The sequence below is a fragment of the Polaribacter glomeratus genome (genome assembly GCF_002954665.1).
Lineage (GTDB): Bacteria > Bacteroidota > Bacteroidia > Flavobacteriales > Flavobacteriaceae > Polaribacter > Polaribacter glomeratus.
In genome coordinates, this window is record NZ_MSCM01000001.1 from 2,156,320 (window position 1) to 2,171,122 (window position 14,803).

At 30.7% G+C, this 14,803-nt stretch carries 5 protein-coding genes; all 5 read right to left on the bottom strand.

Annotated elements, in window-relative coordinates; all coding sequences use genetic code 11:
• Positions 1-3 precede the first annotated feature (3 nt).
• The 5 genes from BTO16_RS09175 to BTO16_RS09195 all read right to left on the bottom strand — a co-directional run bounded on the left by BTO16_RS09175 (position 4) and on the right by BTO16_RS09195 (position 14,675).
• Positions 4-1,353, bottom strand: a complete 1,350-nt coding sequence (locus BTO16_RS09175; protein ID WP_105021284.1) for a Na(+)-translocating NADH-quinone reductase subunit A — start codon at positions 1,351-1,353, stop codon at positions 4-6.
• A 678-nt stretch (positions 1,354-2,031) separates the two neighbouring features.
• Complete coding sequence (locus BTO16_RS09180; protein WP_170064435.1) at positions 2,032-3,585, bottom strand: T9SS type A sorting domain-containing protein; 1,554 nt, start codon at positions 3,583-3,585, stop codon at positions 2,032-2,034.
• A 13-nt stretch (positions 3,586-3,598) separates the two neighbouring features.
• On the bottom strand, positions 3,599-4,888 hold the full coding sequence (locus BTO16_RS09185) for a hypothetical protein (protein WP_105021286.1): 1,290 nt from the start codon (positions 4,886-4,888) through the stop codon (positions 3,599-3,601).
• A 4-nt stretch (positions 4,889-4,892) separates the two neighbouring features.
• Complete coding sequence (locus BTO16_RS09190; RefSeq protein ID WP_245892046.1) at positions 4,893-13,754, bottom strand: LamG-like jellyroll fold domain-containing protein; 8,862 nt, start codon at positions 13,752-13,754, stop codon at positions 4,893-4,895.
• 21 nt (positions 13,755-13,775) lie between these two features.
• Positions 13,776-14,675, bottom strand: coding sequence for a phage tail protein (locus tag BTO16_RS09195; RefSeq protein ID WP_105021287.1), 900 nt, complete (start codon positions 14,673-14,675; stop codon positions 13,776-13,778).
• Between the last annotated feature and the right edge of the window lie 128 nt (positions 14,676-14,803).

Below are 14,803 nucleotides of genomic sequence, written 5' to 3' on the forward strand. Positions count from 1 at the left end.
ACCTTATCCTAATTCTTCTCTCATTAAATCTAAACCTTCTCTTATTATTTTCTGATGAGGTTGTTTAGATACACATATAAATTCCGTTAACGCAAAATCTTCTGGTGCTATCTCGTAACCCCCTAAAGCTTCCATTTCATCTAAATCTTTATACATAAATGCTTTTAACAATTGCATTGGATAAATATCTAAAGGAAACACTTTTTCATAAGAACCGGTAACTACAAAAGCTCTATGCTCGCCATTTGTATTGGTGTTTAAATCAAATTTTTTCTTTGGTGTTAACCAAGAAAAAGTTAATGCTCTTGATGTAGAAACTTTATTAAAAACAGGTTTAGTCCACCCAAAAAGCTCATAATCATTTCCTTCTGGAATTGCAGTTAATTGGTTATCATAATACCCTAAATAGCCATCTTCTTTTACTTCTACTCCAGATAAAACATTACCACTAATAATTCTAGTATTGTCGTTATCTAAATTATTAGCAACAATATCAGTAATATTTGCACCTGCTATTGCAGTTACATATTGTGGTTTATTAAATTTAGAACCCGTTAAAGCTATAGTTCTTGTAGCATTAAACTTACCTGTTAAAAGTAACTCACCTATTATTACTAAATCTTGAGGCGTAACAACCCAAACAACTTCACCTTTATTAATAGGATCTAGTTTTCCAATTTGAGTACTTACATTTCCTGAAGGATGAGGGCCTGAAACCTTATGAAGTTCTACTCCATTTAATTTTGCTAATGGAGAATTAGAATTAGCGCCAACAGAAACATGAACTTTACCTTCCGTTAGTTTTGAAACTGCAGTAATTGCAGCCTGTAATTCTGCTTCTTTACCAGCCAAAGTATAATCTAAATCAGCAGCTAGTGGCGCACTTGCATAGGCAGACACAAAAATAGCTTTTGGTGCTTGATTTGGGTTTGCGACAACATCATAAGGACGTTGTTTTATAAATGGCCAACAACCCGAAGCAAATAAATAATTCTTAACCTCTTCTGCAGACATTTTTGCCGCATCTTTAGTTTCAAATTGTTTATACTCTTGAGCTGGATCAGCAGCAATCTTAATTGCTAATACTTTTCTTCTTGCTCCACGAATTACCTCTATAACTTGACCAGAAACAGGACTACAAAATAAAATACGTTCGTCACTTTTTGAATAAAAAAGCGATTCACCAGCTTTTACTTTTACTCCTTCTTTGGCAGTAAGTTTAGGTGTAATTCCATGAAAATCTGCTGGTTTAATTGCATAAACACCACTTAAAGAAACTTTTGTAGTGTTTTTTTCTGCAATACCAACAAGCTTAATATCTAAGCCTTTTTTAATACGAATGTCTTTTGACATAGTAAATTAGGAATTTTAGTTATCTAAAAAAATCAAGCAAATTTAATGTTTTTAAGCAGTATTTACTGTATGTTTTGAAGTATATATTTTGTTAAAATTATTATTTATAATTGTTCTAAATTAAATAAAACAGAAGTAAAAATTTTATTTCCACAAAATAAAAAAACCTCACATCTTAAAAAGACATGAGGCTTTAACAAAAAAAAGTTGGGTTCTCTATTTAAAAAAAGCTTTGATAGTTAAAAGTTTGGTTAGTTATTTTTGGTTGAATCTATCAAAATGCTAACAAATTATATTTTATCTCAGAGAACTTCACTACAATTTAGATGTTTAACTACTATCATCTAACAAAAAATGTTTTCTTTTTCTTTAACTTTATCAGAGAAAAAACATTCAAATACACCTATTTTAAATATATAATGCTTCTAATTATTTTTATATAAACGTGTGTACTTTATTTCCCTACAGCAATTTCTAATGTTTTTATACTCGGTAAAAATACTTTAATTATAGGAGGAAAGTAATAAGTAGTTGCTGCAAAAAATAAGTACCTATACTTATAGAACATTCAATTAATTGATGATGTAAGTCTTTACGCTATCCATATTAATTTGTAAATTTAAAAGCGCTTTTGCCTTTATAATTAAATTGCTAATGGAATTGGTGATCTTACAATTATTAATTTATAATGATCTTCTTCATAAAGTTTCCTTGATCAGAAACAATGCTCAAAAAATAAATTCCAGTTTTAACTTTTTTAATATCTAAAATCATTTTTTGTTGTCTAATATGCTTTTCTACAATTTTTTTTCCTGATAAGTCATATAAAATAATTTGATTTACCTCACCCTTGTCTAAAATTATATTGATATTATTTTTAGCAGGATTTGGAAAAATACTTATATTTTTTTCAAGAGTTACATCATTTACAGTAAGTACTTCATTATTTAGAAAATACGCTTCAAAAGTTGCATTTACTAAAGCATTATTACTTTTATCTCTTATATTATTTGAAGCTGTAGTTTGCAACGAGATGACGCCTATTTTTGTGTTTAAATTAGCAAGTTGAATTTTATATTGCGCATTAGAAATAGCCGTAATTTCTGCTATTTCTAAATCTGTAGATGCCAAACCCACTAACTCAAAATCTGCTGAATCTACATTTAAAACCTCTTCATTAAAAGTGATTAAAAACCAAGTGGAACTTTCGTTTTTATCCAAAGAAATAGCAGTGATTATAGGTTTGGAAAGGTCGAACACAAATTCTAATGTGTTTGATATTTCATTTTGATTACTATTTGCATCAACAGCAATATTTGCAGGTATTGTAATTGAAAAAAATCCTTGAGATTTTGGAACAAGCGTAAGTTGATAACTTTGTGAATTGGTAGTTGAAAAGGAAGCAACAACTGCATTTTCTAGCACAATATCGGCTTTTTTAAAACCAGAAACAGCTTTAGAAAAAGCAACTTCTACATTTACAGGAACTAAATTTGTAAACAAATTATTAGTGGTAGAAATAGTAGTAGAAGTTGGATTATTATTAAATGCTTCAGAGACAGAAACTAGATACTCTTTAAGTGTAGATTCATCTTCTGACAATACTTTATATTCAACTTTATTGATGAAATTTTGCAAATCTTTTCCTGAAGTTTGCACAACTTCATTCACAAAAACTTTGGATTTTGCACTCGATTCAAAAACAGGTATTAAGGACGAAACATCAGAATTATTTGGTAAAATAATGCTTATTTTATCCGAAGAAATGTTTACTGAAACTGCTGTAATTCCATCAAATCTAAAGGAGGTAATCTGTGCAATTTCACTTAATTTCGGACTCGCAATACTATAAGACTGGGAGATGCCTCCGAAATTTCCATCAATTTTAAAAATTTCTGATGTATCGGTATTTACAACAGTATTTGAGTTGCTATTATAAATTTTGAAATTGATAATTTCGTTATTAGTATTTGCAAAAACCGTTAAAAAAGAAACATATTTATTGGCACTTTGCACAAATTGAACCTTAGAAACCCCTCTTATTTCTCCATCTACGAAGGCTGCAACTGCATCATTTGTATTGGTTAAAGTAGCGCCATTAACATTTAAAAACGATGTAAACGTCATGCTATACTGATAACTAGAAGCATTCACAGTCCAATTTGGATTTTGAGAATTTATCGATTTTATAAAAAAACCCATTAAAAAAATAAAAAATAAGTTAGTTTTCATTTTTTGCATTTTTTTAGTTTTGATACACATTAACTACAGTGTTTCTTAATAAATTACCCGCTTTATCTTGAATAGTGTTTGTGGGCTTTATTCGTAAAGATATTACTCCAATAAAATTATTAACATTCTCAATTTTAAGTGTGTAATTAGTTTCATTTACTTTGACAAGTGTGTGTCTTGCATTTGCTACAGTTTCAAAATCGTTGGAAAAAACATTTTCAACAGCTTCACTAAAAACGACATTAAACTCCAAAACATCTAAAGTTGTTATTTCATTTACCGGATTTTTTCTTTTGATTGACAACAAATAAGGACTCACCAAATCATAGCTAAGCATCACTTTATTAGAGGCTAAATTGCCTAATTCTTGAAGATTAAACACAGCGTTTTCTGGAATTTCAATAGAAAAAACTCCTTGTTGAATAGGCACAATTTTAATAGTATATAACAAATCGTTTACTTTTTCTATGGATGAAACTATTGCGTTTTCCACTAAAAAAACATCTTCAGCAAAATTTAAAATCGCAATATTAGTTGCCATATTTACTAAAATGGGTGCTGTTTTAACCATAGAATTTACTACTGAACTTAACGTAATATTTGGTTGTGCCAAAGCTGTATTTTCTAGAGAAACAGTTACATCATATTCAATTAAAACAGTTTCATCTTCGGATAAAAGCTTGTACAAAACAGTATTTGTAAAATTTTGAGCAGAAGTTGACGAAACTTGCTGCACACTTTCTACAAAAAAATTAGCGCCAGAACTGACACTAAATTCAGCTAATAAGTTAGTTACATCAGTTCCATAAGGTACAACCACATTTATTTTTTGGTTGTTTATGGTTTGTGAAACTGGTGTAACATTAGAAAATGAAAACGAATTTAAAACTGCTTGGTTCTTTAAAGCAGGACTTGCAATGCTATATGATTGAAAAATACCTCCTAAATGACCATCAATCATAAAATTTTGTGTTTTATCTACTGTCAAAACATTTTCAGTAGCACTATCGTACATTTTAAAATTGATGGTTTCTCCACTATTATTCGCATATACACTTAAATACGCCACATATTTATTTGCACTAGCAACATAGGTTACATTTGCAACTCCTCTAACTTCCCCATTTACAAAAGCAACAACTTTATCTGTTGTAGCAGAAAGCGTTTTACCATTTACATTTAAGAAAGCTATAAAAGTCATGCTATACTGATAATTAAACGTATTTAAATACCAATTAGGGTCTTGAGCAGCACTATTTTTGACTGCAAAAAATGCAAGAAATAAAATAAGGAATCTTTTCATCGTTCTATTTTTTTACCATTTTTTTGATGACACTTTTGCCTTCATTATCTGACACTTTTATTAAATAAATACCTGCAGCTAAGTTGGATGTGTTTACCAAAGTTTCATCATTTGTTGCCAACACTTTTTTAATTAAAGCACCTAAAGTTGAAAAAATTTCAATTTTAGAAACTTTTACAGATAAATGAGATGATTTAACAGAAATTGTGTTTAAAAATGGATTTGGATGAATAACTACATTGTTTAACAAAAAGGTTTCAGAAGTCAGATTTGCAGCATTTAAAACAAAAGGGAACTGCATGTTACCAAGTACTTTATTATCTTCAAAAACAAAACTAGCAGTTACATCTAACTCTGTTAATCCATCAGAAATCATAAATTTAAGAACCTCATTTGTATTACTAAAAACCGAAATAAAACTCATCTCTCTATTGCTTAAAGTTACAACAGGAGAGGCTCCTCTTAAAATTCCTTTGGCATCATATACTAAAATTTCAGTGAAATTTTCAGCTCCTATAATTTGCACAACAATACTCATATTTCCATTATATTTAGCAAATAAAGAAATGGTTTCTGAAGTATGTTCTTGACCAGTAGTAGTTGATTTAGCAGATTTAGCTGCATTTTGAGAGTTTGGATAATTTAATATTTGAGCATTACCAGACTTAATCATATAACCTCTGTTAGATTGCATGTAATTTAAAGTTCCACTCCAACCAGAACTTGAATCATAGATTGCAAAGTTGTATTGGTCTTTTATTACATCACCATCTTTTGGATTGTAAAAAGCAAGTGCTTCTTGCAAACTAACATTTCTATGAATTGGGAATGGCAACCAGTTCCAACCAAGATTAATGGCTAGGTTTAAATTGGTTTCATCAACATCATTTCCTATTAATCTTAATGAGTTTGCCTCTGCTAATTTTACTTTATACATTTTAGTATTTTCGATCGCTGTTAGAGAACCAAACCAATTATTATTTTCAAAACGAGCAAAATCGGTTTGCGATTTTATTTGATCATCATCCGTTAAAATCGACTCATTAAAAGTTGCTTTTATATCATTAAATCTATTGTCTTCAACAAAGAAAGAAGTCCAAGTCCAACCTTTATTCAAAACTGTATTTTGTTCAGAAAACTGTGCTCCAGAAAAAATAGTAGGTGCATTTTTAGAACCTAAAACTTCGTTTTGTAAAAACTGAGTGTTTGGAAAATCGTTTACGGATGCAATTAAAACCTTGCCATTGATAGCATCCCAAATTTTAAAGGTTACTTCCTCGCCACTTGTAACATTGCTGTAAGCTGTTAAATACAAAAAATAACTATCAAAAGCAATGTCATATTTTAAGTAGGCTTCACCTCTAGGAATGTTATTTACAAAAGCACCAATTTTAGTGTATTGATCTCTAGAAAATACCTCGTTAATTTTAATTTTCCCAATTACATTCATGCTATTAGAAAAATCGGGAGCGTTTATAGCCCAATTTGGTGATGTTGATAATACTCTTAATTGTAACGTTAAAACATCATTAAATTCTGAAGTTGTTTGCAGAAAAATAGTAGCATTGTAAGTTCCCATTGCCAACTCTTTATCAACCGTGAAAATCACTTTTTTGGTAGCATTTGGTGCTACAGTGCCAACTATATTTGCTGTTGTAACCCAGGTTGGTAAACCGCTAATCGTATACGATTGATTACTGCCACCTTTGTTTACAATATCCATGATAAATGAATAATTTTCGTTTACATTTTTCTCATCAATTATTTCTTTGCTTTGATTTTGTGTAAACCACTCAATTTCTTGTTTGTTTACAAAAGCAGACCAACTTATTGGCGATAATTGTTCGTTAAAATGAGTATCATACATTCTTGATACAGAGAAATTTAAAATTTGACCCTCGTAAAGCGACCATTCTTCTCTGGTTAATTCTGGTTGAATAATCATTTGATCTCCATTTATTACCGTTGAAAAAGGAATATTTGTAAACTGTAATTTTGGTTTTAAAGCTGGAGAATCATTTGTATATGTTTGTGTTGCACCATTTAATATTGAAAAAGTGCTACTTACAGTATTATTGATGGCTACATGATTGTATTTTGGTCCTTTTGTAGTATTCCCTGCTTCTTGGTTAAAATCCATATACAGCATTAAACCCTCAGAATTTGGTGCCAATTCAAAATAACGATCTCTTTTAATTTGCTCGAAACTTCTTGTAGTATTCCAAAAACGAATTTCATCTAAACTTCCTGTAAAGTAATTGTCAATAGTTTTGTTTGATAAAATATCTTCTTTTAATCTAGCTCCAATTAAAATTCTATTCCCAGAAAAAGCACCAATATTTGCAGAAGAAACAGACGTTGTTTCTAAAGCATCTACATAAGCATTAATTGAACCTCCTCTTTTAACAACCAATGCAATATGATGCCATTTGCCATCTGCAACTGATTGTTTTGTTAAGTTGTAAGAAACATTTTCAGACATTAATTCTAAATTCCCATCAGATTTCATATTTACAGACCATTTATTTCTAAAACCATTGGTTTGCACTAAATCGTCATTTGTACCTTTTCCATTAGAAAAAATAGTCCCAGCAGAAGCACTTGCTTTTTTAACCCAAAAAGACATTGTAACATCTTCTACATTACTTGGTTGCACAAAACCCACATTTTCTAAAGATAAATAGGCATTATTTGCAAATGTATAGGCTGTTCCTTTTGGTTTAATATCCCAATCTAAATTTACAGTTGCATTTCTACTTTTTGCTTTATCAATTGCAATTTTCCCGTTTCCTTCGTCTAAGGTCCAATATCCTAATAAATTTAATTCCCTTCCAGACAAGGTTTTATCTTTATCTACAGTTGCTTGCGCTGGTGTAAATATTTTAGACCAAAAACGAATATCGTGTATATTTCCTTTGACATTAGCACCTCCAATAAAAATGGAATTATTAGAATTGATGTCTAAATTACTTGTTAAAACTTCAGACTTTAATTCAGTTCCGTTTTCTAAAATCAACAATTGAGGATCATTTCCACTTTGGTACACCAAAGAATAAAAATTGTATTGCGAAGAATTAATACCTGCTTTTACAGATTTTCCACCCAAACTAAAGGTAAGTTCAGATCCATTTAAAGTTGCATTAATTCCGTTTTTCTGTGTGATTAAATTTCCTGATGCAGTTGTTGCATTTTTTAACCAAAATTGTAACGTAAAGGAATCTTTTGGTAAAATTTGGTTTGGCAACTCAATTTGATTTGCGCCACCATCTAAAAATACAGCAACACTATGATCTATTACTTGTTGATTGCTTACACCAGAAACTTTAATATTGGTTGCTCCACGTTCAAAAATAGCTTCGTTAAAACGAACAGAAATATCTTCGCCAACGTCTAAAATACCATCACTAGGTTGTGGTGTGCCAAATTGGACAGGTGCGTTTAAATTGATAACCCCTGTAACAATTGGTGAATTATAAATTACATTATCTGTACAATAAGAAATGGCTCTGAACTCGTAATTTCCATCTGGAATTTGATTTCCAATAATATCCCAATTGTAGGTGTATTCTGAATTTGAAGCAGCTATAACTTCACCAGAATCATCACTTGCTTGATCTAATAATTCTTGAGAACCATAATAGGTTTTAAACTTCACCCAATTTGCAGAACTTGCGTTTCTGTATTGCAATTCTATTTTTTTGAAACCTGCAAAATCGGTATTAAAATCGGTAAATGTTATTGGCAAAGTATTGGTTGTTGTATTGCCATTTGCATCTTTAGAAAAACCTTCTGCTCTGTTAAAAATCCAATTATTTTCTGGAGCAGAAACCGTAACTTTTGAACATGATTTTTTAAATTCTACAGAAACATCTATAAATGCATCAGAATCATTAATATCATCACAAGGTGTTTTTAAATAGACTCTTATGTTATCATACTTAAAATTACTAGAAGCAGATGATTTATAGACTTCAAAAGGAAACTCAATAGTTTCATTATAAGGAATATAAATGTTTACTCCATTTGCTTGAATGTTGGAAGTTGCTCCATTTAAAGTTAAGGCATCTACTTCTATAATGTATTCTAAATCAGATTGTGTTTCACTATTATTTTTTAATTTTAAAACAAATAAAGCACCTTCACTTTCTGGAATATTTGTTAAAACTGTTTTGTCGGATTTTATATCTGGTTTATAGACACTATTGGTTGCATCTGCCAAAATTTCTCCCCCAACACCAACTATATTTGGATCATAGCCTGCATTTTTATAAAAAAGTGAGGTTACTTCTGCTTCATAAGGACAAGAAGTAGCACCTGCTTTTGTGATAAAAATTGGTCCATTTCCATCAAACATATTTATAACATCTACACTTAACACATTGTATTGATCATTGTCTTTTAAGGTATAAGAAATGGTTGTTGTATATTCTTTTTCGGCTGTATTTACGGTATTTAAAGTACTTCCTTTGTTTTTTGTATACGTACCATAACCACCTTCGTTATTTACTAAAAGCCCTAATTTTGTTTTAAATTCTTCTGTAGTTTCTATGGATGTTTCTATACTACTTTCTGTAATAGTTGTAGAAGTTACAGCGTTTGTAAACTCGCCTAAACCAGCGTCAAAAGATCTGTTTGTGAAAAAATTATCATTCACCAAACCATTTAAAATGCTTTGATTTTCGCCAAACACCTTTATTTTTTCTAAAACTGCAGTTCTAGATGCAGCTCTGTTGTTTTTTGCATTGTATTTTGCTTTTTCATTTTCTTGAATAATTCTTTTCCATAAATCTGCTTGTTTCTCATACGTTGCTTTGGTAACTAATGGTTTTAAAGGATCTGGATTTGGGTTTGGAACAAAATTAGCTGCCAAATCTTCCAATTCTGGAATTAAAGTTTCTTTCAAATATTTTTGTGAATAGGTGAAAAATGTTTTGGTTGGTTGCTCACCTATAATTCTATCTTTTCTTGTACTGATGTATAAATCTGTATCATTACCATCTTCAGCTTTTGCAGTAAGTTTTATGTTTGCTATTGCAGTTCCGTTTGCTAACGTCATTGGAGTGCTCGTAACAAAAATACCATCTACAAAACCATAATATATGTTTTTTGCATTTCCAATATATAAATCGCCATCTGCACCTACAAAATTTACATCATCACTTGTAGAAATTGTTTGATTAAAAGTATAGGTATTTGTGGTTAAATTTTTGGTTGTATTTACTGTAGATTTAGCAAAGGTACCTTCTGTATCTACAATAATATTGGTTTCTGTACCTGCTAAAAGAAATGGTCCTCCAACACTAATATCAATAGTTGGTGCAACAGAAACATAATAGCCTCCACCATCTGTGTCTAATTTTTCATTTGTTGTTTCTTCAGAATACGTAATTGTAGTTCCTTTTTCAATCGTAGCAAAACTACTAGAACCAGGTGGATCTCTTAAAATAATATCTGGAATTTCTGGTGCAATAGACGCAAATGCTACACTACCTGCAGTTTTCATTCCTTTAATAATTCCTTTCGATTTAAAATCGGAACTATTAAAAATACTTAAAGCGTTGCTACCAGGAATACTATATTGAACTGATATTGAACTTAAATACCCATCTGCGTGCGAAATATTAGCTTCACCTGCTATAAATGAATATTTATATTTTTCGTTATTGTCTGTAAGTTCAGTGGTACTTTTATCTGAAAGTGCTAAATTATTGGTGATATTAAACGTACCTTCTGTAAAAAATTCTTTGGTAATTACGGCTTCTGTAGCATCTTTATTGGTGTAATTTTGAGAAACTTCAAAAGTAATTTCATATTTATTTTTTTGAATGTATAATGGATTTATTAAACCACTAATATCAAAAGTTTGATTGCCAATTTTGATTTCTTTTTCATATTGTTGATCCAATAAAGTTAAGGTTACAGGCGAATTATATCTAAAGCTCTTTTTATGATGAAAAGGTACAGAAAAGATTTCTGTTCCATCAATAGTTTTGTAGCTGATAGAATCTAATTTTGGAGTTGATAGTAAATTTAAAGTTTCAGTACTTGTTAAAATATTGATGCTTGTGTTTTTAGGTATTTTTAAATCGGCTTGTTTGATATAATAAATATATGGAATTAAAGACGCTTTGTATTCGCCAGTAACAGCATTTGTAGCCACAGCAACATCAAAAGTACTGGTATTGATATCGCCTTTAAAGACAATATTTGCAACCCCAATATTATTTTTTGAAGAAATAATTTCTTTGTCTTCCGCTGGTTTGCCTTCAAAATTGGTGTATGAAAATTCGCCATCTAAACCAAAACCAATTGGTTTATCTGATTGTAATTTTCCTCCAACAACTTTACCAACTAATGTTATTCTTGTGGTGTCTAAAAACCAAGTTGGACTTAATTGATCTTCGAAAAACTCAAAAGTATCAGAAGCTGGAAAATAACCATTGTATGCAAACGTATGTGCGTCTTTTTTAACTTCAATTTTATGTTTGCCAATAGGAACATTAACGCTAAAATTACCATAAGCATCTGTTTCAACAGGTTGATTATCAAAATTTATAACAATATTACCATCAATATAAATGTATGCTTTTTCTAAACCAATTACTGGGTATTTTTTTAAATTTCCATCTTTATAAAATCCGTTTAAAGCATCAATTGTACCATCTTCGTAATAAAACTGCCCTTTATTGATGGTTATTTTAGAACCATTGCTTAAAACTCGATATTTGTTGTAGCCAAAATCTTCAATCTCTGTGTAATTTTTTTCATCAGTATCTAAAGCAATCGTATTAAAAACATTTTGTACATTATATACTGCTCTACCATTAAATTTAAAAGAAGAAACATCTTTAAAGTTTAGTTGATTTACAACACTTGCTTCAGCACCTAAAAATACAGTTTGACTTGCAGGTTCAAATTTATGAATACCCAAAGATGGTGTAATTACAAAAGATTCTCCGGTACCAGAATAAGGAATACTAGAAATGGTATAACTACCATTTTTATCTGTAACACCAAAAACACCTAACTGCTCTTTAGTTGGTTTTGTAGTGCTAAAAGAAATTCCATTATTTCCGTTTTGAATTAGTACGCCATCATTTTTATTTTGGCGAAATCCTTTTTTAGATAAATCATATACATTTGTGCCTGCGTTTTCATCCATTCTCAAATAAAGACTTAAACCAGTTTCTCCACCACCAATATATCTTCTATAATCTCTTCTAATTTGTTCATTGGTCAATATTTTACTCCAAATTCTTACTTCATCTAAAAACCCATTGTAACCATCTCCTAAAATTACTTTATTAATGTTAGTGGTATTAAAAATCGGGAAATTCCCGGTTTTGTTAATGGTTAGTTTAGGTGCTGTAACGCCGTCTGTAAGGGTTGCAGTATTAATATATTCAGGAGTAATTTCTCTACCATTAATATAGAATTTAGGTGTTTTTTCATCCTCTAAAGCAACAGAAACGTGCATAAATGAAGTAGCAGTAAGGTCTGCAATATTTTTAAAAACATCTTTTCCTAAAAAATCTAATTCACCTGTAGGATATGAGTTTTCTAAAGTAATTTCTTGAATATTTGTATCACTTACAAGTATTTGAAACTTTATAGAATTAACGTCCAATTTTCCTCCAATAAATTTTACAACTTTAGTATTTGCAGTAGAAAGTTTAAAAATTTCTCCATAATTTGTAATCCAAGATTGTAGTGTTAATTTATTGGCAGGGATTTCATAATCTATATTGTCTATTGAAACAAAGCCATTATCAATTTTTAAACTACTTCCACTTGAGCTGTTTTCTTCGCCATTTGCTTCTGCAAAAACAATAACATCTTGCACAGGGCTACCACCATCAAAACTTACACTTCCAGAAACGGTTGCTGTAGGGTTTCTAAAACCAACACCTTCGATATAATCTAAATAAAGCTCGTTAAAATTAGATACACCAAAAGCTTCAATTCTATACTTATACAAAACACCACTTTCTACTTGGGTATCATTATATTCAAAAACATCTTTACTTACACTACCAATTAATTGTTCTGGAGTTGCACTCCCTAATTCTTGTCTAAAAACATTAATTTTTTCAATTAAATTTTGATTTGCACCAAACTCCCATTTTATATTTACGCGATCGCTAAAATATCCTTTAGAAACCTCAAAACCATCAATCACAAAAGTTGGTGAAATATATAAGGCTCCATATGGAAAACCTACCATTGATTTATTATAACCATCAACAGAAGAATATATGATTCTATTTGGCTGCAACGCTCCATTTACAACACCACTTGCCAATGCATTAATAATGGTATTTCCATCATCTAACGAAACCATTGCGGAAGGAATTGTAATGGTTGCATCTTCTCCTCCCATAAGAATATGACCAGCTACATTATTTACAATAACTACAGCAATAGCACCTGCATTTTGGGCATTTTTAATTTTACTTGTAAACGTGCAGCTTCCTCTTCTTATAACAGCAATTTTCCCGTTCAAAGCAGCTGCATTCGTGAAAGCTGTACAACCATCATCTGTTGGAGCTACACCATCTATTGCTAACACAAAACCTGCAGTAAAAATCCTATCCAAAGGTGCTCCAAAATTTGTATTCATCGTAAATCCATATTCTCCTGCAATAGATGCAGGACTGGTAATTTCTAAATTTCCAGCTTTAGGAATAGCAGATCTTATGGCAGACCCCACAATAAAAGGGCTTCCTATGTTCATTTGCATCTGTAAATTAGCATTTTTAAAATCTACAGCAGCATTACCAACAAAAAGTTGGTGCTGGCTCTGGTCTTGTGCTTTGGCTATATAACTAACCAAACACAAACATAGTATGTGTAGTATTTTTTTCATCATTTTTAGATTTTTTAAATACTACAGTTTAATGATATAATTTACACCATAATTTACTGGGCGAGTTTCAATATCACCAGTTGAAGAAACGTCACCATTTATTGTATGATTATGGATACCAGTAGTATTTCTTCTATTATCATCTCCAACAAGTACTTTATAAGTAAAACCACCAGAATTTGCCGTTTCGATATTCATTGCTCTCCATTCCGCTCCGCTAAGTGGGATATTTCCTAAACTTGTACTTTTCGTATTTAAACTAATACCATGCAAATGACTTTCAAAAGCATCATTTTGAAAATTACCTAATGCTGGGCCACTTTTACCATTAGTAGTACTTACGCCTGTACCTCTTAAAAACGTACCCTGAAGATTTGGTGCTGTATTACCTACTAAAGCTATTAATGCTGTAGCACCAGTAATTGATGTTAAACTTTGCCCATTACAAAGCACCCAACCTTCTGGGGCAGTTGCACCTCTATATGCTATAATTGAACCTGTTGGCACGCCATTATCTGCATTGGTTGCGTTAGTTGCAAATGCTGCTTTTTCAGCAAAAAATGCATAAGGCGTGTATTGAAAAGTTTGGTTATAAACTGCTATGGTATTTCCTTCATAGACCACCCAAACTTTCATTTTTAAATTTGTTATAGAAAAATCTACATTACTAAAAGCACTAGTTGTTGGGTTTCCTGTGCTTACGATGTGAGAAAAGACGCCAAAATTATCTGTTTTAATAGCCTGTGTTTCAGAATACAATTCTGTATTGTCATTTTTAGTAATTCTAAATGTAAATGTTAGGTCAGTATTTGTAATTGCAGAATTTGTATTATCTCTTGCAATACCTTGTATTGCGATTCCCTGTGCAAGTGTTGTAGTTGCTATAAATAGTAATAATAATGAGTAGTATACTTTTTTCATGATGTTAGCTTTTTAAGTTTGTTTTTGATTGCTAACAAAATTATGTTTAAGTGTTTGTTATTGAAATAAGTAGTGCGCACATTTAGTGCGTACCACTACTTATAGCAAACAACAATTTATATACCAAT